This is a genomic window from Alteromonas sp. M12 (assembly GCF_037478005.1).
Classification (GTDB): domain Bacteria; phylum Pseudomonadota; class Gammaproteobacteria; order Enterobacterales; family Alteromonadaceae; genus Aliiglaciecola; species Aliiglaciecola lipolytica_A.
Window position 1 is genome coordinate 678,866 of sequence record NZ_CP144164.1, and the last position, 26,336, is coordinate 705,201.

At 41.2% G+C, this 26,336-nt stretch carries 15 protein-coding genes, 3 tRNA genes and 3 rRNA genes; 14 read left to right on the plus strand and 7 right to left on the minus strand.

Going from position 1 to position 26,336, the window contains the following annotated elements; all coding sequences use genetic code 11:
• Nucleotides 1-304 precede the first annotated feature (304 nt).
• A complete protein-coding gene (locus VUI23_RS02885) occupies nt 305-613 on the minus strand; it encodes a DUF962 domain-containing protein (RefSeq protein WP_216047937.1) in 309 nt (102 codons plus the stop codon).
• Nucleotides 614-846: 233 nt separating this feature from the next.
• On the opposite strand from VUI23_RS02885, the gene VUI23_RS02890 reads away from it, so the two are divergent.
• Nucleotides 847-1,692: a co-chaperone YbbN gene (locus VUI23_RS02890; protein WP_342806752.1), complete on the plus strand. Its 846-nt coding sequence runs from the start codon at nt 847-849 to the stop codon at nt 1,690-1,692.
• Between the two features lie 16 nt (nt 1,693-1,708).
• Here the strand turns inward: VUI23_RS02890 and VUI23_RS02895 are convergent, their stop codons facing one another.
• Both VUI23_RS02895 and rhlB read right to left on the minus strand, forming a co-directional pair.
• Entirely contained in the window at nt 1,709-3,220 is a 1,512-nt protein-coding gene (locus VUI23_RS02895) for a guanosine-5'-triphosphate,3'-diphosphate pyrophosphatase (RefSeq protein ID WP_303502159.1), read from the minus strand.
• Nucleotides 3,220-4,479 (minus strand): ATP-dependent RNA helicase RhlB, encoded by a 1,260-nt coding sequence (gene rhlB / locus VUI23_RS02900; RefSeq protein ID WP_216047934.1) that lies wholly within the window; start codon nt 4,477-4,479, stop codon nt 3,220-3,222. The genes VUI23_RS02895 and rhlB overlap by 1 nt, the downstream gene beginning before the upstream one ends.
• Before the next feature lie 99 nt (nt 4,480-4,578).
• Between rhlB and trxA the strand changes: the two genes are divergently transcribed.
• From trxA to VUI23_RS02915, 3 genes are all read left to right on the plus strand, one after another.
• Nucleotides 4,579-4,905, plus strand: a complete 327-nt coding sequence (gene trxA, locus VUI23_RS02905; protein ID WP_008845982.1) for a thioredoxin TrxA — start codon at nt 4,579-4,581, stop codon at nt 4,903-4,905.
• Nucleotides 4,906-5,175: 270 nt separating this feature from the next.
• Entirely contained in the window at nt 5,176-6,441 is a 1,266-nt protein-coding gene (rho, locus tag VUI23_RS02910) for a transcription termination factor Rho (protein WP_216047933.1), read from the plus strand.
• Nucleotides 6,442-6,569: 128 nt separating this feature from the next.
• The gene (locus VUI23_RS02915; RefSeq protein WP_216047932.1) at nt 6,570-7,850 is read left to right on the plus strand and encodes an amidohydrolase; all 1,281 of its coding nucleotides are present in this window, start codon (nt 6,570-6,572) and stop codon (nt 7,848-7,850) included.
• 83 nt (nt 7,851-7,933) lie between these two features.
• Here the strand turns inward: VUI23_RS02915 and nhaA are convergent, their stop codons facing one another.
• Nucleotides 7,934-9,088 carry a Na+/H+ antiporter NhaA gene (gene nhaA / locus VUI23_RS02920; protein WP_216047931.1) on the minus strand — a complete coding sequence of 385 codons (1,155 nt, stop codon included), beginning with the start codon at nt 9,086-9,088 and terminating at the stop codon, nt 7,934-7,936.
• Between the two features lie 456 nt (nt 9,089-9,544).
• Here nhaA and purE point away from each other — a divergent pair, with 456 nt between their 5' ends.
• From purE to VUI23_RS02935, 3 genes are all read left to right on the plus strand, one after another.
• Nucleotides 9,545-10,036, plus strand: a complete 492-nt coding sequence (gene purE, locus VUI23_RS02925; protein ID WP_303502155.1) for a 5-(carboxyamino)imidazole ribonucleotide mutase — start codon at nt 9,545-9,547, stop codon at nt 10,034-10,036.
• Nucleotides 10,033-11,175, plus strand: a complete 1,143-nt coding sequence (locus tag VUI23_RS02930) for a 5-(carboxyamino)imidazole ribonucleotide synthase (RefSeq protein ID WP_342806754.1) — start codon at nt 10,033-10,035, stop codon at nt 11,173-11,175. The genes purE and VUI23_RS02930 overlap by 4 nt, the downstream gene beginning before the upstream one ends.
• 206 nt (nt 11,176-11,381) lie before the next feature.
• A tRNA-Thr gene (locus tag VUI23_RS02935) sits at nt 11,382-11,457 on the plus strand.
• Nucleotides 11,458-11,667: 210 nt separating this feature from the next.
• On the opposite strand, the gene VUI23_RS02940 is transcribed toward VUI23_RS02935, so the two are convergent.
• Nucleotides 11,668-12,183: a PEP-CTERM sorting domain-containing protein gene (locus VUI23_RS02940; RefSeq protein WP_342808234.1), complete on the minus strand. Its 516-nt coding sequence runs from the start codon at nt 12,181-12,183 to the stop codon at nt 11,668-11,670.
• A gap of 349 nt (nt 12,184-12,532) precedes the next feature.
• Entirely contained in the window at nt 12,533-12,724 is a 192-nt protein-coding gene (locus tag VUI23_RS02945) for a hypothetical protein (protein ID WP_342806756.1), read from the minus strand.
• 91 nt (nt 12,725-12,815) lie between these two features.
• On the opposite strand from VUI23_RS02945, the gene VUI23_RS02950 reads away from it, so the two are divergent.
• Entirely contained in the window at nt 12,816-16,805 is a 3,990-nt protein-coding gene (locus VUI23_RS02950) for an ATP-binding protein (protein ID WP_303502151.1), read from the plus strand.
• A 55-nt stretch (nt 16,806-16,860) separates the two neighbouring features.
• Here VUI23_RS02950 and VUI23_RS02955 read toward each other — a convergent pair whose 3' ends face one another.
• Nucleotides 16,861-17,313 (minus strand): RNA-binding protein, encoded by a 453-nt coding sequence (locus tag VUI23_RS02955; protein WP_216047925.1) that lies wholly within the window; start codon nt 17,311-17,313, stop codon nt 16,861-16,863.
• A gap of 642 nt (nt 17,314-17,955) precedes the next feature.
• Here VUI23_RS02955 and VUI23_RS02960 point away from each other — a divergent pair.
• The 6 genes from VUI23_RS02960 (at nt 17,956) to VUI23_RS02985 (ending at nt 26,189) form a co-directional block, all read left to right on the plus strand.
• Nucleotides 17,956-19,493 (plus strand): 16S ribosomal RNA (locus VUI23_RS02960).
• A gap of 133 nt (nt 19,494-19,626) precedes the next feature.
• Nucleotides 19,627-19,703, plus strand: a tRNA-Ile gene (locus VUI23_RS02965).
• A 134-nt stretch (nt 19,704-19,837) separates the two neighbouring features.
• Nucleotides 19,838-19,913, plus strand: a tRNA-Ala gene (locus VUI23_RS02970).
• Between the two features lie 464 nt (nt 19,914-20,377).
• Nucleotides 20,378-23,257 (plus strand): 23S ribosomal RNA (locus tag VUI23_RS02975).
• Between the two features lie 162 nt (nt 23,258-23,419).
• Nucleotides 23,420-23,535: ribosomal RNA gene (rrf, locus tag VUI23_RS02980) — 5S ribosomal RNA — on the plus strand.
• Together the 16S, 23S and 5S rRNA genes with 2 tRNA genes alongside form the textbook arrangement of a ribosomal RNA operon.
• Nucleotides 23,536-24,368: 833 nt before the next feature.
• On the plus strand, nt 24,369-26,189 hold the full coding sequence (locus VUI23_RS02985; protein WP_342806758.1) for a DUF885 domain-containing protein: 1,821 nt from the start codon (nt 24,369-24,371) through the stop codon (nt 26,187-26,189).
• Nucleotides 26,190-26,336 lie beyond the last annotated feature (147 nt).

Here is a 26,336-nt window from a genome sequence, read left to right on the forward strand (position 1 = left end):
TGACGATTTAAGAATAAAAAAGAATGAAATAAATGCGTTGGAATTTTGGGACGAAAAAATACACAAATGGGACAAAAAATAAGAATGTCTTATATTTCAATAGGAAAAATGATAGGTCTTGCAGTAATGGGACAAAAACTAGTAAATTTGGGACATAAAAATCATAGCGCTGTGTCAGCCACTAAGATTTTAATTAAATTGAGGTATAGTTTTAGTTACGGCTTGGCGATTGCGGCTAAGTTTGCGTGCACCAATTATACAAATGCGTGGGTTTTTGCGGTTGTTGATTGTTAGCGTTTACACTTTAAAATTTTATTTTGCCAACTAGCATGTCTTTAAACATTACCCAATCGCCTAAAAAACTATAAAGGGGGTAAGTAAATGTCGCTGGCCGATTATGTTCAAAGAAAAAGTGTCCAACCCATGCAAATCCATAGCCTAAAACCGGCAATACTAGAAGATAACGCCATTGCCCAGTGGTAAATATAAAGGCCAGTGTAAGCAAGATTAAAAAGGATCCTACAAAGTGCAGTCTGCGACAGACTGGGTTCTGATGTTCTCGCAAGTAAAACGGATAAAATTGAGAAAAACTTTTGTATTCTTTATCTGCCATTATCTTTACCTTTCGCTATCACGTTGTTGATGCTCAGAACACTAGCACATACAAATTTAATATAATGTCGCTTAATTGACATTGTCGTGCAAGGTGATTAGCAACAACGCACTATTTTTGGGCACTATTTATATCGCTAGGTTGCTTTTTAAAATCAATGCCCCCACTTTAAACCGATAGTATTCAATCAGTGCGTTTCAGTTTATGAAACTAAAAAATAGAAAGAGCTAAAAATGCAGAATTTTGTAAACCTGAATATAGAAAATTTTCAACAAGTCATAATCGAAGAGTCTAAAGAAAAGCATGTGCTGGTGAATTTCTGGGCACCGAATTTGGAAATGTGTGAACAACTCACACCCATTTTGGAAAAGCTTGCTAGTCAGCATGCCGAGCATTTGATTTATGCCAATGTAAATTGCGAACAAGAGCAGCAAATTGCACAACAGTTTGGGATTCAAAGTTTACCCACTGTTATTCTAGTTAAAGACGGTCAACCGGTTGACGGATTTGCGGGCCCTATGATGGAAGAGCAAATTCAGGAATTGTTAGAAAAACATTTGCCTAATGCTGAAGATGGTTTGTATGAAAAAGCCGTCGCTTTAGTTAACCAAGGCGATTATCAACAAGCTTTTACTATCGCGAAGCAAGCCCATGATTTGGCGTCTGAAAGGGCCGATATAGCCCTAGTGTTAGCCGATTGTTATGTGGAGTTAGGCAACACCAAACAGGCTCAACTGTTGTTAGATAACATTCTTTTAGTCGATCAAAATGGTTATTACCACAGTATTGTTGGCAAAGTAGAGTTAGTTGAAAAAGCATCCGAGTCGCCGGAAATAAAACAACTGCAAGCTCAGTTGGAACAACAGCCAGATAATTTAGAACTGAAAGTTGAATTAGCTGTGCAATTGCATCAAGCCAATAAACCTGAAGATGCATTAGAATTACTTTTCGCAGTGCTTAAAAAGGACTTAAGTTTTGGGGATGCACGCAAATATACTTTGGATATGATTAATGCGATGCCTGATGGCGATCCATTGAAGTCTAAGTCTCGTCGCACAATGTACAGTTTATTGTATTAGAGTCGATTCAATCCAACTAACGGAAGGAAAGTGGTAATCCGGCTTTGTGCTGTAGCCACTTTTCATTCGCCAGTTCTACATCTATCAGAGGGTGAGCTCTGAGCCAACCCTCTGGAAAAGTTAAGTGCCAATGTTGCTCATCAATTTGTAACTTAATTTCCGGCAACAAGTCATCTTTTCTGCGAATCGAAAGTAAACACGACAACCTTAAGATGCGAACCAATCCGTATAACAAAGGTTGCATATCAGGGTGATATTGGGAGAACTTATTCAAATCTAGTTCTGCTCGATGACTCAATACTAAATCTCGAATACTCTTACGTTGCATTTGTGAGTAGCCGTTAAGGTTAATATGGCTAAGAATATAAGCACCATGGATATGGTATTGTTTATATTCAATATGCAAACCAATTTCGTGCAATAACGATGCAGCTTCAATAACGGCTAATGCATCAAAATTACAAATATTAGATTGTGAACACAATTGTTTATAAAAGTTGACCGCAACATTACACACTCTTTGTGCTTGTTGTTCATCGATATGATAGGTTTTAATGGCATCGTTAATTGAATGACTGCGGCGGTCATTTTTTTCGCAATTCTCAAGCATCCCATAAATCAAACCTTCCCTGAGAGCGCCACCTGAGATTTGCATTTCTTGGATTTTAAGTTGTTCAAATAATGCGACTAAAATACACAAACCACTCGGGAATATGGCTCGTCTTGCCTCTGTAAGGCCTTCAATATCTAAATTATCTAAATTGCCACAATCAATGCATTGCTGTACCAAGTTATGCAAATAATCTAAGCGAATGGCATCACTAATACCTTGTTCGACGAGGATCTCAACAACGGCTTGGGGAGTCCCAGAAGCGCCAAGGCATTGCTGCCAATCGAAACAAATAAAATCATCTATAACAGGCAATAATTTTTGTTTGGCTTCTTCAATGGCGTTGTGCATGTTCTGTTCAGATATAACCCCATCGATAAAATATCGTTCTTTAAATGTCACGCATCCCATGTTTAAGCTAACCAGGTTGATGGGCTGCATGTCATTGCCAATAATCACTTCAGTGCTGGCTCCACCAATATCAATGACTAAGGTATTTCCTTGGTTCGCGGATGTATAGGCTACGCCCAAATAGATTTGGCGCGCTTCTTCTTCGCCACTGATAACTTCGAGTTTTTGATTTAGAATTTGTTGCGCTTTTTCGATGAATACATTGGCATTTTTGGCTAAACGTAAGGTGGCGGTGCCAACTACTTTGATGTTCGATAAGGGGATGTCTTGCAGGCGTTCGGCAAAGGTTTCCAAGCAACGCCAGCCTCGCTCCATGCTGACTTGGTCAAGCATCATGCCGTCATTTAAGCCAGCGGCTAATCTTACTTTTTGTTTTACTTTGCCAATAATTTGAACCGAGCCAGAAACGACCCTAACGATAACTAAATGAAAACTGTTGGAACCGAGATCAACTGCGGCATACAGTTGGTCTTCATTGGTTACCGATGTAATTGGCTGATTTTCCATTAACGCCTTTTCTGATTGCGGTTATTCGGTCGCTTCTGATACGTTTTACCACTTTGTTGTCGCTTTTTGTACTGCGGTTTAGGTGGTGTTATATCTTCAAGTAGCGATTCTTGGTCATAATTACTTACTGGAATAGGACGGCTAATATAGCTTTCAATTGCAGGTAAATTCAACGCATATTTTTCACAAGCGAAGCTAATTGCATGTCCACTTTTGCCAGCGCGACCAGTTCGTCCAATGCGGTGAACGTAATCTTCCGCATCATCGGGTAGGTCATAGTTGAAAACGTGGGTCACTTTTTCGATATGTAAACCACGAGCAGCTACATCGGTGGCAACCAGAATATCCAGTTTATCTTTACTAAAATCTTCTAGTATTTTTAAACGTTTACGTTGTGGAACATCACCACTTAACAAGCCTACACGATGACCATCGGCTTCCAACCAATCACTGAGTTTCTCACAGGTATGTTTGGTGTTAGCAAAAACAATCGCTTTTTCAGGCCATTCGTCTTCTAGCAAGGTCAGAAGTAGCAGCATTTTATCTTCATCAGAAGGATAAAATAACTCTTCTTGGATACGGCTGGCTGTTTGTTTGTCGTGTTCAACCTTCACATGTGTGGGGTTGTTCATATGCTCGTAAGCAAGTTCTTGAACTCGATAAGACAAAGTGGCAGAAAATAACATGCTTAAACGTTTGGTTGCATCGGGCATGCGTCTGAACATATATCGAATGTCTTTAATGAAGCCTAAATCGAACATGCGATCTGCTTCGTCGAGCACAGCAACTTGAATATTTTCCAAGGAAAAAACATTTTGTTTGTAATAATCGATTATACGGCCAGTGGTGCCAATAATAATATCTACACCTGATTGCAAAGATTCCCGTTGACTTTGGTAACCTTCACCCCCATATATCAAACCAAGCGATAATCCGGTGTGTTTACTCAATAATTCGGCGTCATTGTAAATTTGTACTGCCAATTCTCGAGTAGGTGCCATTATAATAGCTTTAGGTTGCTTACCTGATTCATTTGGATGAGTCAGTAATCGATGAAATGTGGCAACAAGAAAAGCAATAGTTTTTCCTGTTCCTGTTTGAGCTTGACCTGCAATGTCTTGCCCTTCCAAAAGGTGCGGCAGACTTAACGCCTGTATTGGCGTGCAGTGGATAAAGTTTGCTTCTGTTAATGCCTTTAAAACATCCTCATGGATGGGCAGATCAGAAAAATGTGTTTCAGTTAAATGTGTAGTTTGCATAGCTTATAGCTTATCAGTGCTTGCATTAAAAACCAGTTTCTATAAAACTCTCATTATGCGCTGAACTATCTCAGCGAGAGACCAATTACGGAGAAAAGTATGAGCGACAAAATTATCCAGTTATCTGACGATAGTTTCGAGGCCGATGTTATCAATGCTGCTGGTCCTGTCCTAGTTGATTTCTGGGCGGAATGGTGCGGCCCATGTAAAATGATTGCGCCAATTCTAGAAGAAGTTGCTGGCGAGTTCGACGGCAAGTTAACAGTTGGCAAGTTGAATGTCGATGAAAATAATGAAACTCCGCCAAAGTATGGCATCCGTGGTATACCCACTTTGCTATTGTTTAAGGACGGAAATGTCGCTGCTACCAAAGTAGGTGCATTGTCAAAAACCCAGTTAGCTGAGTTTTTGAACGACAATATCTAAACTCAATTAATGCGCAGAACGACTCACTTAAATTTGGTTTTTCTGCGTATTTTTTGTATTTTTAACGAAAAATAAACATTCTTTGCATTAATCATCGTTTTTCGCTGGACGGAACAACTAATTGGTGCTAACTTTCGATTGTTCATATCTTGAACTCACCAAATTTCGCGCTCAATCCATAGAGTAAAACGAATTTAATTAGCCAAAAAACCTGAAACTAATAAAACAGGGTGCCTTTTAGCACATTTCAAATCACAAAGACCCACCAATATGAATTTAACAGAATTAAAGAATAAACCGATCAGCGAACTTGTAGCATTAGCCGAAAAGATGGGCCTAGATAATATGGCTCGGGCTCGCAAACAAGACATTATATTTGCCATACTGAAAGCGCACGCAAAAAGCGGCGAAGATATTTTCGGAGATGGCGTACTCGAAATACTCCAAGATGGTTTTGGATTTTTACGGTCATCAGATTCTTCATATTTGGCCGGTCCGGATGATATTTATGTATCTCCCAGCCAAATTCGCCGGTTTAACTTGCGAACCGGAGACACCATCGCTGGAAAAATACGTCCACCTAAAGACAGCGAAAGATATTTTGCACTACTGAAAATCAATCAAGTTAATTTCGACAAACCAGAAAACTCCCGCAACAAAATCCTTTTTGAAAACTTAACACCGTTACACGCTAATCGACGTTTTACGTTGCAACGTGGGAATGGTAGTACAGAGGATTTGACTGCAAGAATTTTAGATTTGGCTTCACCCATTGGTGCTGGTCAACGTGGTTTGATTGTTGCTCCGCCTAAAGCCGGTAAAACATTATTGCTGCAGAATATTGCGCAATCAATTGCAGCTAATCATCCAGAATGCGAATTAATGGTATTGTTGATCGATGAGCGTCCAGAAGAAGTAACTGAAATGCAACGTTTGGTGCAAGGTGAGGTTGTTGCCTCTACGTTTGACGAGCCAGCGAGTCGCCACGTTCAGGTTGCTGAGATGGTCATTGAGAAAGCCAAGCGTTTAGTTGAACATAAAAAAGACGTGGTAATACTACTCGACTCTATTACTCGTTTAGCGCGTGCTTACAACACCGTTATACCTTCATCAGGTAAAGTACTAACCGGTGGTGTTGATGCTAACGCCTTGCACAAACCAAAGCGTTTCTTTGGTGCTGCACGTAATGTGGAAGAAGGCGGTAGCTTGACCATTATTGCAACAGCATTGATCGACACTGGTTCGAAGATGGACGAAGTCATTTACGAAGAATTTAAAGGTACAGGTAATATGGAACTGCACCTTAACCGTAAAATTGCTGAAAAACGTGTGTTCCCAGCTATCGATTTCAATCGTTCTGGTACTCGTCGTGAAGAATTGCTTACCACTCAAGAAGAATTACAGAAAATGTGGATCTTACGTAAGATAGTCCACGAAATGTCTGAGATTGACGCTATCGAATTCTTAATTGGTAGATTAGCCATGACTAAAACCAATGAAGAATTTTTTGATGCGATGAAACGTCAAAAAAGCTAACAATACCTAATTTTTTAAGATCTAAAAATCCACTGTAGTTTGTGCTCCAGTGGATTTTTTATTTGTACTGCAAATTGTGATATAAAAAGTCTCGTACGCTAATAAAAATAACTAAAAAGAAGGGAATTATGAACAAGCTACTCCTCACATTGTCACTTTTACCTACCTTATGTTTTGCTGACACTGTCGATCTAATGGCGGATAAAATTGAAGCCAAAGTTATTCAATGGCGTCATCATTTACATGAAAATCCTGAGCTATCAAATCGTGAAGTTAAAACTGCTGAATACATTGCTAAACACTTAAAGTCACTAGGGCTGGAAGTTCAAACTGGTGTGGCAGTGACCGGCGTGGTGGCAATTTTAGATAGTGGCAAGCCCGGACCTGTCGTTGGCTTACGAGCTGATATTGATGGTTTACCGGTTCCAGAAAATAATGATTTACCTTGGAAATCTAAAGCCAGGGGCGAATACAATGGTAAAGATGTACCTGTGATGCATGCCTGTGGACATGATACGCACATTGCAATGCTGATGGGAGCGGCTGAAATTCTAGTGGGAATGAAAGACGAGCTGCGTGGAAAAGTGAAATTTATTTTTCAACCAGCTGAAGAGGGAGCACCTAGCGGAGAAGAAGGTGGCGCTGAATTAATGGTGAAAGAGGGCGTTCTTAAAAACCCAGATGTGGACGCTATATTTGGACTACACATTAGCTCACTTGCCGATGTTAATACTGTTTTGTATCGCGAAGGTGGTGTAATGGCGGCGGTAGACCCTTTCAAAATTGTTATAAAAGGCAAGCAAGCACATGGCGCTTACCCATGGATGAGTGTTGATCCTATTGTCACGGCTGCACAAATGATTATGAGTATTCAAACCATCGTCAGTCGTGAAGTTCAACTTTTAGACGATGCTGCCGTGGTAACCTTTGGCGCAATTAATGGTGGAGTGCGCTCTAATATCATTCCTAACGAAGTTGAGCTGGTGGGCACTATTCGCACCTTAAACAAAAAAGCCCGTGACCTCATGTATGAAGCCATGCCAAGAAAGGTTAAAGGCATCGCCGATAGTATGCGTGCTGAAGCTGAGCTAACGCTTCCATTAGACTATTCTTATCCAATTACCTTTAATGATCATGACTTGACATCGACTATGCTGCCAACTCTTATTAAGACCGCTGGCGAAGATAAAGTGATTTACAGTAAACCGGTAACAGGCGCAGAAGATTTCTCGTTCTTCCAAGAACAGATCCCAGGGTTGTACTTATGGGTTGGTGGAAAACCTTTAGACGTTGACCCTAAAGATGCGCCTGCTCACCACACTCCTGATTTTTATGTGGATGACGAGGGAATGAAATTAGGCGTTCGTCTATTAACTAATATGACAATCGACTACATGAAACAAAATTAGTCTCGATACCACAGATAGTTAACTAAAAAAACGGCATCTATTTAGATGCCGTTTTGCTTTAATCTTATTACCGGTTTCTAAAACTATTTAATTGCTTTTTTCAGCACCAGATAACCAGTCACCGCTGACACTATTGAGCCTAATAATATGCCGAGTCGCTCATCAAAAAATGCATTGTTGCCGGTTTGTTCGAAGGCTAACGAGCCGATAAATAAACTCATGGTAAAACCTACACCACATAAAATCGCGCAGCCATACAATTGCGTAAAGTTTTGATCCGCAGGCAGTTTAGCCAAGCCTAATTTTATCACCAACCAACTAAATCCAAATACCCCCACCTGTTTGCCTACAAACAGCCCTAAGAATATGCCAAAGGTGACGGGGTGTAATACTGAGTCCACGCTGATACTGGCAATATTGATCCCCGAGTTAGCAAAGGCAAAAACTGGCAGTATGACAAAATTGACCGCCGGAAGCAGACTGTGCTCTAAGGTTTTTACAGGTGATAGGTTGGGATTATTGTTGTCCCGCATAGGAATAAAGAACGCTAATAACACACCCGCTAAGGTAGCATGAACACCGGATTTGAGCATGGCAACCCACAATACCACGCCAATTAAAATGTAGGAGGGGATCTGTTGGACATTTTTACGGTTCATGCTGGTCAAAATGACTAAACACAAAGCCGCTACAATTAATGGCCAAGTAGAAATATTGTCACTGTAAAACACGGCAATGATTAAGATGGCACCAATGTCGTCGATGATTGCTAAGGTCACTAAAAATATTTTTAAGCTGGTGGGGACGCGACTTCCAAGCAACGCTAAAATACCCATCGCAAACGCAATATCGGTAGCCGCAGGTATCGCCCAACCTGCTAGCGCCACCGGGTTTCCCCAAGTGAAAAATGCATAAATGCCTGCAGGTACAAGCATGCCGCCAATTGCGCCACTGGCCGGTAACACTATATTCGCAGGATTGGATAAACCACCCTCTAGTATTTCCCGTTTGAGTTCCAAGCCCACCATAAAAAAGAATACGGCCATCAACCCATCATTAATCCATAAAAGTAATGGTTTATTAATTTCCAGCGCGCCAATTTGAATAACTACTGGCATTTCGATGAGTAAATCGTAAATGATTGAAAAAGGAGAGTTGGCTACAAGCAATGCAAGCACAGCTGAGCACATTAATAGGATACCGCCGGCGGATTCTTTCTTTAAAAACCTGTCTAACATTAATCACTCCTTTTAAACTACATTACAACCTTAAGGTTAGCTTGTGGATGCATAGAATGCGTAGTTAATTGCTACTTTTATCAAATCCATGCCATGTTAACGTTAATCACTACATATAATAGCTAATCCCCTGTTTATTACGTAGATAATGTATAAAAAAGCCCAGTTATTTTTGAATAACCTACATAAAATCCTCCCTTTGGGCATTTAATGTTTAATTTCGTATTAGCAAGATTTGGGCTTGGGCGAAAATTAGGCTACAATCTGCCGCCTCAATTATTGAGGGTAGTATTCCTGTTCTAGGTTTACGTATATTTTATTTAAGCGAAGGTGGAGTAGGGGCTAACGAGAGTTTGCTTTTTAACTATCATTTTTACTATTTGACTAAAATATTTATCCTCTAAACTTATTACCGACATTCAGTTGGTTCTCAGACCTAAAAATTTAGGAGCAGATATGCCTAAAGTGGCAATAGTAATGGGTTCAAAATCAGATTGGCCAACCATGCAGCAAGCTGCAATTATGTTGAAAAACCTTGGTGTGGACTTTGATGCAAAAGTGGTTTCCGCACACAGAACGCCAGACTTACTAACTGAATTTGCTAAAACTGCTGCTGATAACGATTACCATGTCATTATTGGCGGAGCGGGTGGCGCGGCTCACCTGCCGGGCATGATTGCTGCGCATACACATATTCCAGTTTTTGGTGTACCTGTTCGCTCCAGTCAGTTAAGTGGTGTTGATTCACTATATTCAATAGTGCAAATGCCTAAAGGTGTGGCTGTTGGTACTTTAGCGATTGGCGAAGCGGGTGCAGCTAATGCAGGTTTGCTAGCCGCGCAAGTTATTGCGCTACACGATAAGAAAGTGGCTGAAGCCGTTATTGCGTTTCGAAAACAGCAAACCGATACTGTACTTGCTTTAGATGAACTGGAGTTACCTGAATGAACGTACTGATCTATGGATCAGGGCAACTAGCACAAATGATGTACCTATCTGCCGTGCCTTTGGGATTCAAAGTCTACGCGGTGGATGTTGCCAATCACACTGTGGTTGATCCCATTAGTAAAATAAAACTCGATATCAGTATTGAACAAGCTATCGATATGGCCGATGCATTGTCGGTTGAGTTTGAACATGTACCGGAAGATTTGCTGGAACAGGCGCAAAGCAGCGGAAAACTGTACCCAAGCATGCAAGCTATTTTGACCGGTGCGGATCGCGTGCGTGAAAAAAACGTACTCGAGAAATTACAGATCAACAACAGTAAACACCTCATTATTACTGACATCGAACAACTCGATGATGCGGTAGCCCAATTAGGCGAAAAACTGATTATCAAAGCCAGTCGTGATGGCTACGACGGCTACGGTCAATGGCGTTTATCTAGTAACCAAGATTTACCTGCATTGAAGCAACAATTAGCCGATTTAGATTTAGAGCAGGTGCCTTTAATTGCCGAGCAAATGGTGCCATTTGACCGCGAGTTGTCGTTAGTTGGTGTTCGCGGATTACACGGTGACATTAAGTTCTACCCCCTGGCTGAAAATCTGCATCATCAAGGTCAGCTCCATGTATCGGTTGCCCCCGCGCCAGATATTGATAGTCAACTAACTGCGCAGGCGCAAACCGCGTTTACAAAATTAGTTGATGAATTTGATTACGTTGGTGTGTTAGCCGTAGAGTTTTTCCTAGTAGGCAATCAATTATTGGTTAATGAAATAGCGCCTCGGGTGCATAACTCTGGTCATTGGAGTATGCAAGGCACTGATTGCAGCCAATTTGAAAATCACATGCGCGCCATTTCGGGATTGCCATTAGGTAATACCCAAGCTCACGGCAAAAGTGCGATGATCAATATTATTGGTTGCGATGACTATTCTACTGATTTACTCAGTCTCGATCACTGCCACTTGCATCTGTATGGTAAAAGCGTCAGAGCAAAACGTAAGATGGGACATATTAATTTAACCGGTGACAGTTATGCCGACTTGGCTGAACTGATGACTACGTTGGCCAAATACGTTCCAGTCGAACATTTCCCTAAATTGTTAAATGAAGCAGATAAACTAGCAAAAATAGATTAATGGGGTGCTGATAACTTAACCACTGCGATGAAAAATCAGGCGCTTAGATGAAAACTTGCAATAAAACCCAATAAGTAGAGAAACAACTGTTGACAAGATTCAATCTGCGATTAAAATAGCGCCTCGCTTTTGAGACAAGATTTACCAACCTTGTCACTGCTGTAGAACGACTTACATCAGTAAATCAAAAGCCGTCACCTTAGTGTGCCGACTTAGCTCAGTTGGTAGAGCAACTGACTTGTAATCAGTAGGTCGCCAGTTCGACTCCGGCAGTCGGCACCATTTTCTCTTTATGCCTTTTTATCTATCTGCTAAATTCCCAGACGTTCTGTAGTCCAGACGTTGGCTTATTTAGACAGCAATCGAAAAATGGCGTGTAGATATCACTTCCAAGTAAGACTCATTCCAAAAACAAACACAAAAAATAGACACAAAAAAGCACCGATGAAATCAAAGGTGCTGATTCAAAACTCGCTGGACGTCATTGTTTGTTTATTTTGTATAACGACGTGATGCTAACCCCACCAAACCTAGGGAAAAAATAGCGAATGTAGATGGCTCGGGCACAGAAACCATTCCAGCGAATACCGCAATATCACTATCATCTGCGCTTACGGTATTGGTAAAGCTGCCAATATCTCCGGCTGCGAACGCGCTTGTCACCAAATAATATTGCTGAAAACCCACTAAATTGAAACTAAATTCTGAGGTGCCTATACCGCCTGCACCATCATCATCACCGGCTAACAAATTGACTAATTGATCGCTTGGCGAGAAATCAAATTCGTATAGATGCAAATAACCATCATAATCCTGGACACTGCTAAAATTGAATTCTCCCGAACCAGCAGTATAAAAACTTTGTACATGATATTGAACCGGCCCAAGTGTTGAAATAATCGGTCCTGATTCAACTGGACGAGCCCAAAAATCCCCAGTCCCATTAGTGTCTGAATAAACTAACGTCGAAAAAGCTGGCGCTGAGCAACATGCCAGCGTTACTAACATCAATTGTATTACCTTTATTTTTATTTTATCTATCACCGTCTTCTTCCTTTAATGATTTGTTTTGTATTAACTGCTAAGCCCAGCATCGCAAATGTAATAACTAACAAATGCAATAATTTACAAGAGCAATAATTAAACCAAAGTGAAAATCACCCATGTTTTCAATATGTTTGTTTTTTGTACAGATGGTGGGGGGTAAAAGAACTGGACGTTATTGGATAGTTAGGATGTGACTTATACCGAGTGTCAATATAGTAAACCGGTAGCAACTCATTTTAATAAGTTGCTGCCGGTTTATTAAGTATTTACTTGATTTGAGTAATTATATGTTTTTTTGAAATATACAACATTATGGGTTGCCTATATCTGATGGCGGGTTAAGTTTTTTCCCTTTTTTGGCAGGATCCATAGGGTGTAATTCTCTTCCTGATACATTTCTAAATTCAAAATTGGCATATTGCAAGTCGCTTCCACCTTGAATTTCTGTGAGGTAGTCATCGGCAATTTCTTGCATTGTTTTTAAGTTTAATTTGCAGTTCATTATATTCTCACTTGTTAGAGTACATTTTTTGTACCATATTAATTATGTAAAGATTCATAAATATTAACATTTAAATGTGGGACAAATAGTTGTGTTTTTGGGACAAAAACTTAGAAATGTACTGTCAATTTTAGCTTTTATTTATTGTGTTAACTCATATTCTTTTGAGTCGAAAAAGACACTTGAAGATAGTCCTTTAGGTGCTACTCACTCGCTCTTTAAAGGGAAGTCTTCTTTATGGTTAGGGGGAGAAAATGGAATCTTTGCAATTACTGGCTCTTATGTTTTACGTTATGGGGAAAAAGATCATTCTCTGTTTGAATATGATGTTGAATCCATATACGAAGATATTCAAGGGGGAATTTGGATTGCAACCTTTGGGAAAGGTATTTATTTTTTAGAAGCCGATGAGTTTTATAAAGTCGATTTCAATATTAAAGAAAAAGTGTCCCTATTTTGCCGCGATATCAAAGGTATCGATGAAGTTATTTATTTCAGTTGTGGCGGAGAAATATATAGTTATTCAATTGCAACAGGAAAGTATAAATTAGAATTAGATTCATCTATTGCTGATACGAGAGATATTACGTTTTTCGAGATTGCTGAAAATACTATTTATGCGATTGATGAATACAATAAGTTAATCAGTTCAAATAACGGGGAGATCTTGGAGCTTATTTCCCCCGATAAATTTGAGAATATTTTAGAGTTTCACACTGTTTTTGTTTTAGATTCAAATACCTTGCTTGTTGGGACAAACAAAGGACTACTTTCAATTGATAGAAAAAATAATCAAGTTGGCTTTTTACTAACTGACAGTATTGATGAGGACGTCACTCAAATTTTTAAGTTTGGAAATCAAGATCTTTGGATTTATCAAAATGGATTTAAAAGAATAGAGTTTATGAATAATAAACAGCCAGAAACAGTTAAAATTTTTGATGAAATGGGAGGGGTCGATTTTGGTGACGTTTATGATGTTAGTGTTTTTGATGATGACACTTTTGTTTTTTCTAGTCCTCTTTTTGGTATCACCACATTCAATTCAATAAATAATTCGATTGCATATTTGAATTTATCTAAAAGTAGTTCAGGCTCGATTGAAGAGAGTTTCTTCGATGGCGAAAAGCTAATGCTATCTTTTAATAATCGTCTGCAAGAATTCGATTTGGATACTTTCGTAATAAAAGAGCTTACAGAAGATATTGGCTTTGTAAGCTCAATTAGAAAGCTGTCTGGAAATGCATATTTAATATTCTCAGATAAATTAGGGTTAGCGGAGGTTGGTTTTAAGCAAGGCGGAGATTATGAAATTAAGTACTTCAATATAGATTTAAAAGGGGGGGAAATCACTTCTATTTTGTCTTACTCAGAAAGTTACTCTCTATTTGGCGTGATAGGTGGAAAATCCCCGGGTATTTATAGAATTGATAAGTATGGAAACTATAAGCAATTAGTTAAAAGTGTTAATCCTGATATTTTGCTAAAAAAAACTGATGGTCAAATAATTGTAGCGCTAAGGTTTTATGGAGTTAAGAGCCTTAGCGAACTTGAACAAATAGATGTAGAAAATCTTATTGTTGATAAAAAATTAGCATATATTAACAATTGTTTATTGGAAGACAATAAAGGGGTCATTTGGCTTTGTACCGATGGGGCTGGGCTAGCTTATTTAGATGAAAATTCCGGAGATTTAAAATATATTGATACTGTTTATACTGCGAATTCTAGACATATAAGAGAGCTTGTGCAGGATTCGGAGGGGTATTTCTGGGTAATGACCAATCAGGGATTGGTTAGATATGACCACGTTAATAAGACCTCAATTAAACTCGGTAAAGAAGACGGTATTAAAGATGTCGACTTCGAAATAACTGCTTCAATAAATCTGACAGATGATCAAATACTGATTGCCGGAGATAGAGAAAATTATATAGTAAATACTCGTTTGGCCAATCGATTTCTCGATAAGCGCCTCAAAAAAGTTAACCAAACAGTATTTGTTGATCTCATGGTGTTGCTTAGGGACGAACAAGGCATGGTCTCAAAAAAGCTAGATTTGATTAAATCTGTTGAGAATAATACACCAATGGTGATTTCTTATGATGAATTTTTATTCGAATTAAGCTTCGCCGCGAATAACTTTGTAGATCGTGATGTATTGAAATTTCAATATAGGTTAGTTGGTTTGAATAATAGTTGGGTTGACGCTTCTACGAAAAATGCATCAGCCACTTACTCAACATTGCCAAGCGGAGACTATTTATTTGAAGTCCGTGTCGTGGATCCCAAAAGTGCAAGTATACAACCCGTAAATTCATTAAAGATTAAGGTTCGACCTCCTTATTGGCAGACCTGGCAGGCTTACACTGTCTATATTATTGCGTGTATTCTTGCTTTAATTGGTTTTTCTAAATATCGAACTTTTCAGCTTAAGTCCCTCAATGAAAGGTTAGAGTCCTCTGTTCTAATACAAACAAAGGAATTGGCTACAAGTAAACGGAGGTTAGGTGATGCGTTGCACCATAAAGAATTATTGTATGCAAATGCATCTCATGAGTTTAGGACACCACTTGCTTTAATTTCTGGCCCTATTGAACAACTTGCGAAGTCTATTACAGACGAAAAATCAAAAAGGTTTTTAGATATATTGAGGCTTAATGCATTTCGACTAACTAATCTAGTCGACCAAGTACTTGAATTATCGAAAATAGATTCGAGTAGGTTGGATGATAAGGTTCACTATGATCTTTATAACTCTATTCAAATAATCGTTGAATCATTTAGACCAATTTCGTTAAGTAAAGGACAGCAATTAATTTTTAAAAATACGTGTGAGGGAACTGGTACTTACATTGCTGACTCTTTGGAAAAAATACTTTCGAATTTACTAATGAATGCTTTTAAATATAACAACGAAGGTGGTGATGTCGTTGTTTGTGTTTCAAGCGTAGATAGTACTCTCACAATAGAAATAGCTGATCATGGTTTAGGAATAGAAGCTGAAAACATGGATTTGATTTTTGACCGATTTACTCGATTGGAAAACGCTTCCGAAGCCAATGGATCCGGTTTAGGCTTAGCAGTGGTCAAGGAGCTGGTTAACGCTAATGGGGGCAATATAGAAGTCGAAAGTCAAATTGGCGAGGGTACAAAATTTATAATTAGCCTTCCAAAAAGTAATGTTACTTCTATTACAGAATCTGAATTGTTTGTATCTACTTCAATCGATAATAACAAAACTGAATTGGAAGTTGTCGATATCGATAGCACTATATCAAGTGTAAATAATGAAGCTACTAAGAAGCTTTCAATCCTGATAGTGGAAGACCAAGTCGATATGCGTAATTATTTAAGTTTAATTTTTAGCAAGGAATACGATTGTTATTCTGCTAAAAATGGACAAGAAGGGTTCGAAAAGTCATTGGAAATAATACCGGATATTATTGTTACTGACCTGATGATGCCAGTGTCAGATGGTTTTGAGCTAGCCGGCAAGATAAGGGAAAACGAACTGACGTCCCATATTCCCATCATCATGTTGACTGCCAAAGGCGATGATAAAACTCGAATGGCGAGCTGGGGACACCATATTGATCAATATATCAAGAAACCTTTTAATAACTTAGAATTGTTGGCTAGGGCGAAAAATTTACTAGAAATAAGACGAAAGATCTCACAAAAATATAATTTCAATGGTGTTGAAAATAAGGATATTTTCGAATTAAATAGCGATTGCATGTCTTCTGAGCGGGATACGCGCTTTTATGACAAATTTATTGACTGGTTAGAAGATAACTATAAAGATAATCGTTGTAGTAGAAGTCGAGCAGTTATTGAACTCGCCATAAGTGAAAGGCAATTAAATCGTAAACTCACCGCATTTACTAATTCTAGTTTTACTGAACTACTGAGAAAATACCGCCTTATTAAAGCTAAAGACGATTTACTCAATGGCAAGCAGATAACTGAAACTGCCTTTAATGTTGGTTTTTCATCGTCGGCTTATTTTAGCAACAAGTTCAAAAAGGAATTTGGGCTGTCTCCCAAAGCTTATATCAAAAAAATGAAAGCGGATTAAACAAAAATGGCGCTTTATAAGCGCCATTTGCATTTATCTTAATTGTATCTGCGATTTAACCTTCAGTTTTATCTTTGGCTAACCGTACTTTCAATGTACGTTCTTGAAAATCAGTATCGTTTAACTTCTTAATCATTTTGTCTGCACTGCTACTGGCAACTTCAACAAAACCGTATCCTTTGCGCTTTCCAGTGCGGCGGTCTTTCATTAATCGAACTGAGGCTACAGTGCCAAATTCTGAAAAATGTTCAGATACTGCATTTTCGTCTACTTTATATGGAAGGTTACCAACATAAAGAGTGGTGGTTGATGATATGTCTTCTGCTGAACTTTTAACTGATTTGGATTCAGAAATAAGTTTAGAAAATTGAGGAATGGCGATTGCTCCGAAAAGTAAGCCGAAAATGAAGGCCAATTGAACGGAAGTAAAATCGTCTGGGAGTGCGAAGTAAGCAATGATTGAAAATGCTATAGCGAATAGTGTGTTTAATAAAGAGAAAGATTTCATGTAGTAATTACCTAATATGATTATTGTTATAGGATTTCTTTTAAAAAGGAAAAGAAAGCACTGCCATGTTACGCATAAATAAACAGATAACCAAATTTGTTTGCTTATAGATTGCTCGACCCGCTCAAACATTGTCCGTTTATTGGGCTTTAGTCGTGTTTTTTCGAGAATTTGTCATTAATTTGAAATAAACCCTTGATCTTCGGATTATGGTCTGTAGAATGCGCGCCTCGCTTCGGGACAAACTTTAAAGAATGTCTCTTCTTAATAGCCTTTATAAGAATGTTAAGAGCAAGCCGCAAGGCAAGTGTGAAGCGGGGTGGAGACGATTTAGCGATTTGAAATAAATTCAAAAAAACTAAATAAAAACGTTGACATCAAATACCGGAAGTGTAGAATACGCCTCCCGCTTGAGAGAGACCTAACGGACTCACTAAGCAGAGAAAAAGTTTTCTAGGCGACGTCAAGTAATGACAGTCACCTTGCGCAAACATTATCTCAGTAATCGGACGTCACTTTGTTCCGCATTACGCTTCGATAAGTTTGCACTAAATGTTCTTTAACAATTTGCAACAAGACAATCTGTGTGGGCACTCATTATAAGAGTGCTTACCAAAAAAAGTTCATATTTCGAAAGAAGTTTAATTGAAGAGTTTGATCATGGCTCAGATTGAACGCTGGCGGCAGGCCTAACACATGCAAGTCGAACGGTAACATTTCTAGCTTGCTAGAAGATGACGAGTGGCGGACGGGTGAGTAATACTTAGGAACATGCCTTTGTGTGGGGGATAACTATTGGAAACGATAGCTAATACCGCATAACGTCTACGGACCAAAGGGGGCTTTCGGGCTCTCGCGCAAAGAGTGGCCTAAGTGAGATTAGCTAGTTGGTGAGGTAAAGGCTCACCAAGGCGACGATCTCTAGCTGTTCTGAGAGGAAGATCAGCCACACTGGAACTGAGACACGGTCCAGACTCCTACGGGAGGCAGCAGTGGGGAATATTGCACAATGGGGGAAACCCTGATGCAGCCATGCCGCGTGTGTGAAGAAGGCCTTCGGGTTGTAAAGCACTTTCAGTTGTGAGGAAAGGTTAGTAGTTAATACCTGCTAGCTATGACGTTAGCAACAGAAGAAGCACCGGCTAACTCCGTGCCAGCAGCCGCGGTAATACGGAGGGTGCGAGCGTTAATCGGAATTACTGGGCGTAAAGCGCACGCAGGCGGTTTGTTAAGCTAGATGTGAAAGCCCCGGGCTCAACCTGGGAATAGCATTTAGAACTGGCAGACTAGAGTCTTGGAGAGGGGAGTGGAATTCCAGGTGTAGCGGTGAAATGCGTAGATATCTGGAGGAACATCAGTGGCGAAGGCGACTCCCTGGCCAAAGACTGACGCTCATGTGCGAAAGTGTGGGTAGCGAACAGGATTAGATACCCTGGTAGTCCACACCGTAAACGCTGTCTACTAGCTGTTTGTGTATTATATACGTGAGTAGCGAAGCTAACGCGCTAAGTAGTAGACCGCCTGGGGAGTACGGCCGCAAGGTTAAAACTCAAATGAATTGACGGGGGCCCGCACAAGCGGTGGAGCATGTGGTTTAATTCGATGCAACGCGAAGAACCTTACCTACTCTTGACATCCAGAAAATTTGGCAGAGATGCCTCAGTGCCTTCGGGAATTCTGAGACAGGTGCTGCATGGCTGTCGTCAGCTCGTGTCGTGAGATGTTGGGTTAAGTCCCGCAACGAGCGCAACCCTTGTCCTTAGTTGCCAGCATTTAGTTGGGCACTCTAAGGAGACTGCCGGTGACAAACCGGAGGAAGGTGGGGACGACGTCAAGTCATCATGGCCCTTACGAGTAGGGCTACACACGTGCTACAATGGCGAGTACAGAGGGAAGCGAACTTGCGAGAGTAAGCGGATCCCTTAAAGCTCGTCGTAGTCCGGATTGGAGTCTGCAACTCGACTCCATGAAGTCGGAATCGCTAGTAATCGCAAATCAGAATGTTGCGGTGAATACGTTCCCGGGCCTTGTACACACCGCCCGTCACACCATGGGAGTGGGATGCAAAAGAAGTAGTTAGTCTAACCTTCGGGAGGACGATTACCACTTTGTGTTTCATGACTGGGGTGAAGTCGTAACAAGGTAACCCTAGGGGAACCTGGGGTTGGATCACCTCCTTACACTATAGGTATCACTTTTGTGGTGCAGTGTTCACACAGATTGTTTTGTTGTTAATAAAGAAGAGCAAAGAAGTAAGTGCTTGGGTAACAAGCAAATATTGCACATGCTAATGAATTGGCAGAAGCAAGATATAGGCTTGTAGCTCAGCTGGTTAGAGCGCACCCCTGATAAGGGTGAGGTCGGCAGTTCAAGTCTGCCCAAGCCTACCATTTCGCATTTATGCTGCGTTGGATACCTCGTCGTTTAGTGAGCTAAACGTCCTCGATATCCGCCTTGCCTAAACGCGAACTGGCCGAAGATTCATCATCTTCAACCTTATTTACGATGTTTATGCTGTATATAAGGGGCTATAGCTCAGCTGGGAGAGCGCCTGCCTTGCACGCAGGAGGTCAGCAGTTCGATCCTGCTTAGCTCCACCACTTTCAAAAAGAAAGTGATTGCTCAATAAAGGAAAGCAAGCCTTAATCAATAAATGTGAATTAGCATATATTGATTAGGGTTTTTTAAACCTTAAGACGCGGCGCGAAGCGCCAAGTCAATGTTCTTTAACAATTTGGAAAGCTGATAAAAGTAATCAAAAATAAAGAGTAATAATTGAAGAGCAATCTTCGAGCGTACTCTATCTGATTTTGTGATTAGTACTTGTCACGCATACACGAGCTCTTTAATGAGCACCTATGATTTGTGAATAAAAAGGCGCAAATCAAACCAAAGGTTAGCCATCAATCATTCATGTCTTTGATGGAATAGCCAACGATTTGGTTTCTAGGCAAGTGGAGTCGAGTTTTGAGTGAAGGCGCATACGTTTTGTGTATGTAACTGAGCGAAAAGCGAAGGTCCACGCAGCATAGGAAGCAAAGCGGCAGGATATTTGGGGTTGTATGGTTAAGTGACTAAGCGTATACGGTGGATGCCTAGGCAGTTAGAGGCGATGAAGGACGTGTAAGTCTGCGAAAAGCTGTGGTGAGTTGACAAAACGCATTTGAGCCACAGATGTCCGAATGGGGGAACCCAGTGCATTTATGCACTATCTGCAACTGAATACATAGGTTGTAGAGGCAAACGAGGGGAACTGAAACATCTAAGTACCCTTAGGAAAAGAAATCAATTGAGATTCCCCTAGTAGCGGCGAGCGAACGGGGAGCAGCCGAGTAATTATGACGTAGTGGAATGTGTTGGAAAGCACAACGGTACAGGGTGATAGTCCCGTACACTAAGCGTTATTTTTGCCATATTAAGTAGGTCGGGACACGTGTTATCCTGACTGAAGATGGGGGGACCATCCTCCAAGGCTAAATACTCCTAACTGACCGATAGTGAACCAGTACCGTGAGGGAAAGGCGAAAAGAACCCCTGTGAGGGGAGTGAAATAGAACCTGAAACCGTATACGTACAAGCAGTGGGAGCAGACTTGTTCTGTGACTGCGTACCTTTTGTATAATGGGTCAGCGACTTATATTTTGTAGCAAGGTTAACCGTTTAGGGAAGCCGTAGTGAAAGCGAGGGTTAACTGCCCGTTTAGTTGCAAGGTATAGACCCGAAACCCGGTGATCTAGCCATGGGCAGGTTGAAGGTTGAGTAACATCAACTGGAGGACCGAACCCACTGACGTTGAAAAGTCAGGGGATGACCTGTGGCTGGGGGTGAAAGGCCAATCAAACCGGGAGATAGCTGGTTCTCCCCGAAAGCTATTTAGGTAGCGCCTCGGACGAACACCATTGGGGGTAGAGCACTGTTAAGGCTAGGGGGTCATCCCGACTTACCAACCCTTTGCAAACTCCGAATACCAATGAGTGATATCCGGGAGACACACGGCGGGTGCTAACGTCCGTCGTGAAGAGGGAAACAACCCAGACCGCCAGCTAAGGTCCCAAAATATTGCTAAGTGGGAAACGATGTGGGAAGGCTAAGACAGCTAGGAGGTTGGCTTAGAAGCAGCCACCCTTTAAAGAAAGCGTAATAGCTCACTAGTCGAGTCGGCCTGCGCGGAAGATGTAACGGGGCTAAGCAATATACCGAAGCTGCGGATGTTTACTTTGTAAACATGGTAGGGGAGCGTTGTGTAAGTGGCTGAAGGTAAGCTGTGAGGCTTGCTGGACATATCACAAGTGCGAATGCTGACATGAGTAACGATAATGGGGGTGAAAAACCCCCACGCCGGAAGACCAAGGTTTCCTGTCCCATGCTAATCAGGGCAGGGTAAGTCGGCCCCTAAGGCGAGGCAGAGATGCGTAGTCGATGGGAAACGGATTAATATTTCCGTACTTGGTATATCAGTGAAGGGGGGACGGAGAAGGCTAGGCAAGCTTGGTGTTGGTTATCCAAGTGAAAGTGCGTAGGGCGTTGAATTAGGTAAATCCGGTTCAACACTAACCTGAGACACGAGACGAGTCACCAAGGTGACGAAGTTGTTGATGCCATGCTTCCAGGAAAATCCTCTAAACTTATGGTATATCGAACCGTACCCCAAACCGACACAGGTGGTCAGGTAGAGAATACTAAGGCGCTTGAGAGAACTCGGGTGAAGGAACTCGGCAAAATCGTACCGTAACTTCGGGAGAAGGTACGCCCTTGTTTGTGATGGAACTTGCTTCCTAAGCGAACGAGGGCCGCAGTGAAAAGGTGGCTGGAACTGTTTATTAAAAACACAGCACTGTGCTAAATCGAAAGATGACGTATACGGTGTGACGCCTGCCCGGTGCCGGAAGGTTAATTGATGGGGTTAGCGCAAGCGAAGCTCTTGATCGAAGCCCCGGTAAACGGCGGCCGTAACTATAACGGTCCTAAGGTAGCGAAATTCCTTGTCGGGTAAGTTCCGACCTGCACGAATGGCGTAATCATGGCCACGCTGTCTCCACCCGAGACTCAGTGAAATTGAAATCGCAGTGAAGATGCTGTGTACCCGCACCTAGACGGAAAGACCCCGTGAACCTTTACTACAGCTTGGCACTGAACATTGAATCTACATGTGTAGAATAGGTGGGAGGCTTTGAAGCACAGTCGCTAGATTGTGTGGAGCCGCCTTTGAAATACCACCCTTGTATATTTGATGTTCTAACATTGGTCCCTTATCGGGATTGTGGACAGTGTCTGGTGGGTAGTTTGACTGGGGCGGTCTCCTCCCAAAGAGTAACGGAGGAGCACGAAGGTTAGCTAATCACGGTCGGACATCGTGAGGTTAGTGCAATGGCATAAGCTAGCTTAACTGCGAGACAGACACGTCGAGCAGGTACGAAAGTAGGTCATAGTGATCCGGTGGTTCTGTATGGAAGGGCCATCGCTCAACGGATAAAAGGTACTCCGGGGATAACAGGCTGATACCGCCCAAGAGTTCATATCGACGGCGGTGTTTGGCACCTCGATGTCGGCTCATCACATCCTGGGGCTGAAGTCGGTCCCAAGGGTATGGCTGTTCGCCATTTAAAGTGGTACGCGAGCTGGGTTTAGAACGTCGTGAGACAGTTCGGTCCCTATCTGGTGTGGGCGTTGGATGATTGAGGGGAGCTGCTCCTAGTACGAGAGGACCGGAGTGGACGAACCGCTGGTGTTCGGGTTGTCATGCCAATGGCATTGCCCGGTAGCTACGTTCGGAATCGATAACCGCTGAAAGCATCTAAGCGGGAAGCGAGCCCCAAGATGAGTCATCCCTGACAGTTTAACTGTCCTAAAGGGTTGTTGAAGACTACGACGTAGATAGGCAGGATGTGGAAGCGTTGTGAGGCGTTAAGCTAACCTGTACTAATTGCCCGTGAGGCTTAACCATACAACGCCCAAATGTCTTCGTAAGAAGCATGGTGTTGTAAGAGTGACAAGACAACACAAAATTAGCTCGCTCGATAGAGCACAGAGTACGCATACTCTTTGATTACACAGCTTTACCAAATATGTTAATGTTTTGCCCAAGCGGCGAGACAACCAGTTTATGTCTGGCGACCTTAGCGACACGGTACCACCTGATCCCATCTCGAACTCAGAAGTGAAACGTGTTAGCGGCGATGGTAGTGTGGGGTTTCCCCATGTGAGAGTAGCACATCGCCAGACTCCCATTAGAAGAAAGGCTACCTATTTAGGTAGCCTTTTTTTATGCCTGCGATTTACCTAACGAAGCGCCTTTATGAGCATCGAGATAGGTAGCATTCCTTCTAAGCGCTGCCGCGCAACAACACCCCAAGAGAAACCATACCCATCAAGTGTTATGCAATACCTGACGATGTAATAAAACGCTAGGTGTTAACCGTCCCTGGTGCTTCGTCCAGCCTCGCATCCATGCGAGTCGTTCAGTCGGCTAACGTTGCTGCGCAACTAAGAACAGCCTCCTTCACCCCCATGTGAGAGTAGCACATCGCCAGACTCCCATTAGAAGAAAGGCTACCTATTTAGGTAGCCTTTTTTTATGCCTGCGATTTACCTAACGAAGCGCCTTTATGAGCATCGAGATAGGTAGCATTCCTTCTAAGCGCTGCCGCGCAACAACACCCCAAGAGAAACCATACCCATCAAGTGTTATGCAATACCTGACGATGTAATAAAACGCTAGGTGTTAACCGTCCCTGGTGCTTCGTCCAGCCTCGCATCCATGCGAGTCGTTCAGTCGGCTAACGTTGCTGCGCAACTAAGAACAGCCTCCTTCACCCCCATGTGAGAGCCAAAAGATGCTCAACTCTGTAGCACGGGCTTCAGCCCGTGGCATCTTGATATGAAATCTGGGTTCTTTTAAACCCAAATAACTGCTTCTATCTTGCTCAAAACTTATGACAATGGTTGTTACACTTTTCATGGGGGCATTTGTCACCTGAAGTGAAATTTTGTTTCCATAAAAATAATTACTTTGTCATAGTTGGAGTGGGAAATAAAAAATAACAAATGGAAAAATAATGAAAAAGTTTTTTAAATGGACTGGTCTGCTGCTTCTGACTGTTACTTTGTTTGGAGGGGCGTTAGGAGCCCATGAGTGGTATGCGAAAAAGCCTTTGTTCTTTCGCGTTTTTTTAGATCGTACTTTAATTAAGTTTGCCTTAGATAACCCAGAAATATTAACCAGTATTGGTGTTCTAGATGGTATGGGCTTTAAAGGTCACAATGCTGAATTAAATGATGACAGCTTGGAAAAGGCTGATGAAATGTTCGTACTTATGAAAGAGGTACGTGAAGGTTTGTTAGCTTATTCAGATAATTCTTTGGATGAATCACAACGATTATCAAAAGAAATTGCTCTTTACCTGATAGATGGGCAGATAGAGTCTGAACCATATCGTTTTCACAATTATCCTGTAAACCAATTGTTTGGGCTACAAAGTCAGTTTCCAAGCTTCATGGATTCAACACATCAAGTAAACGAGCTTGAAGATGCTCAAAATTATATATCTAGACTAAAAAAGGCAGACGTTAAATTTGCGCAAAATATGGAGGGTTTAATTGTTCGAGAGCAAAATAATATTATACCGCCTAGTTTTGTAATCGACCGAGTGCTCTCTGAAATGCAAGCTTTTGTGGATTCACCCGCTGAAGAAAACATATTATATACTTCCTTACAGGGCAAAATTGATAAAGCTGCAAATTTTTCCGATGCAGATAAATCACAAGTACTAAAAGATGCGGCAGAAGCTATTAACCAACATGTCTATCCCGCCTATCAATCATATATAGATTATTTTGAAAAGCTACAAAACAAAGCTGGTACAGACGATGGTTTATGGCGTTTAGAAGGCGGTGATATTGCATACAAACAAGCTTTAGAGTTTTTTACCACTACTAACTATAGTGCTGACTACATACATGAGACCGGCTTGTCTGAGGTGGAACGCATTCAGCAACAAATACTAACGATCTTAGGATCAGAAGGGTTTGACGTTACCGATGGTTTCACTACTGCAATTGAATCATTAAAAAATGATGAACGTTTCTACTATCCTGATACTGATGAAGGTCGTGCTCAGATACTAGCCGACTACCAGACTATCCTTGATGAAATTAACCAGTCAATGGGAGAAGTATTCAATGTTCTGCCTAAAGCTGGCATGGAAGTTAAGCGCATACCAGAATTTAAAGAAAAAACAGCACCAGGTGCATATTACCAACGGCCATCTATGGATGGGTCTAGACCGGGCGTCTTCTACGCTAATTTGTATGATATTAAAGCTACGCCTAAATACGGTATGCGCACTTTAGCTTATCATGAAGGTATTCCAGGCCATCACTTTCAGGTAAGTATTTCTATGGAGCTAGAGGGGTTACCTATTTTCAGAACCTTATCGCCATTTACCGCTTATGCTGAAGGTTGGGCATTATATGCCGAGCGTCTAGCTTGGGAATTAGGATTTGAAGATGACCCGTACGATAATATTGGTCGTTTACAAGCTGAGTTATTTAGAGCTGTTCGTTTAGTGGTAGATACCGGAATTCATGCTAAAAGATGGACGCGAGAAGAAGCGATAGAGTATATGGCGAACAATACTGGGATCGCACAAAGTGATGTTGTCTCAGAAATAGAAAGATATATAGTCATGCCAGGTCAGGCAACCTCTTATAAAGTGGGCATGATGAAAATCCTAGAGTTACGAGAAAAGGCTAAATTGGAGTTAGGTGATAAGTTTAAGTTAGCGGATTATCATGACGTCGTACTTAAAAATGGCGCAGTTCCATTGGATATATTAGAACGTCTAGTTAACGACTATATCCAAAGTAAAGCGAACTAATTTACATCGAACTACATAGCTAGATAGAAAATACTTTGTGAAGAAGTAAAGCAGCTCCTAAACAAAGTGTTTTCTAATTCAAAGTCAGTGTCGGACTTAAGATTTTTATTATTCTGAGATCTTTTTGCAGTCTAATAAATTGAAAAT

Bases quoted from the DNA above. Each gene is read 5' to 3' on its own strand.
- VUI23_RS02930 (WP_342806754.1), top strand. From the start codon at position 10,033: ATGAACGTACTGATCTATGGATCAGGGCAACTAGCACAAATGATGTAC.
- VUI23_RS02885 (WP_216047937.1), bottom strand. From the start codon at position 613: ATGGCAGATAAAGAATACAAAAGTTTTTCTCAATTTTATCCGTTTTAC.
- VUI23_RS02895 (WP_303502159.1), bottom strand. From the start codon at position 3,220: ATGGAAAATCAGCCAATTACATCGGTAACCAATGAAGACCAACTGTAT.
- VUI23_RS02945 (WP_342806756.1), bottom strand. From the start codon at position 12,724: ATGAACTGCAAATTAAACTTAAAAACAATGCAAGAAATTGCCGATGAC.
- VUI23_RS02955 (WP_216047925.1), bottom strand. From the start codon at position 17,313: ATGAAATCTTTCTCTTTATTAAACACACTATTCGCTATAGCATTTTCA.
- rhlB (WP_216047934.1), bottom strand. From the start codon at position 4,479: ATGCAAACTACACATTTAACTGAAACACATTTTTCTGATCTGCCCATC.
- VUI23_RS02915 (WP_216047932.1), top strand. From the start codon at position 6,570: ATGAACAAGCTACTCCTCACATTGTCACTTTTACCTACCTTATGTTTT.
- purE (WP_303502155.1), top strand. From the start codon at position 9,545: ATGCCTAAAGTGGCAATAGTAATGGGTTCAAAATCAGATTGGCCAACC.
- VUI23_RS02940 (WP_342808234.1), bottom strand. From the start codon at position 12,183: ATGTTAGTAACGCTGGCATGTTGCTCAGCGCCAGCTTTTTCGACGTTA.
- VUI23_RS02985 (WP_342806758.1), top strand. From the start codon at position 24,369: ATGAAAAAGTTTTTTAAATGGACTGGTCTGCTGCTTCTGACTGTTACT.
- rho (WP_216047933.1), top strand. From the start codon at position 5,176: ATGAATTTAACAGAATTAAAGAATAAACCGATCAGCGAACTTGTAGCA.
- VUI23_RS02890 (WP_342806752.1), top strand. From the start codon at position 847: ATGCAGAATTTTGTAAACCTGAATATAGAAAATTTTCAACAAGTCATA.
- nhaA (WP_216047931.1), bottom strand. From the start codon at position 9,088: ATGTTAGACAGGTTTTTAAAGAAAGAATCCGCCGGCGGTATCCTATTA.
- trxA (WP_008845982.1), top strand. From the start codon at position 4,579: ATGAGCGACAAAATTATCCAGTTATCTGACGATAGTTTCGAGGCCGAT.